This window comes from Bradyrhizobium sp. NBAIM08, from assembly GCF_020193935.1.
Lineage (GTDB): Bacteria > Pseudomonadota > Alphaproteobacteria > Rhizobiales > Xanthobacteraceae > Bradyrhizobium > Bradyrhizobium yuanmingense.
Genome location: NZ_JADYVR010001027.1, coordinates 1 through 399 on the forward strand (window position 1 = coordinate 1; position 399 = coordinate 399).

General features: G+C 63.2%; 1 pseudogene. It reads left to right on the forward strand.

The features are described from left to right. A pseudogene (nifH, locus tag I6F37_RS43285) lies at window positions 1-399 on the forward strand (nitrogenase reductase); the annotation flags it as partial.

Below are 399 nucleotides of genomic sequence, written 5' to 3' on the forward strand. Positions count from 1 at the left end.
CTCAAGGTCGGCTACAAGGGCATCAAATGCGTCGAGTCCGGCGGCCCCGAACCGGGCGTCGGCTGCGCCGGCCGCGGCGTCATCACCTCGATCAACTTCCTGGAGGAAAATGGCGCCTATGACGATGTCGACTACGTCTCCTACGACGTGCTGGGCGACGTGGTGTGCGGCGGCTTCGCGATGCCGATCCGCGAAAACAAGGCCCAGGAGATCTACATCGTCATGTCCGGCGAGATGATGGCGCTCTATGCCGCCAACAACATCGCCAAGGGGATCCTCAAATATGCCCATTCGGGCGGCGTCAGGCTCGGCGGGCTGATTTGCAATGAGCGCCAGACGGACCGCGAGCTCGATCTCGCCGAGGCGCTGGCGGCCAAGCTCAATTCCAGGCTCATCCAC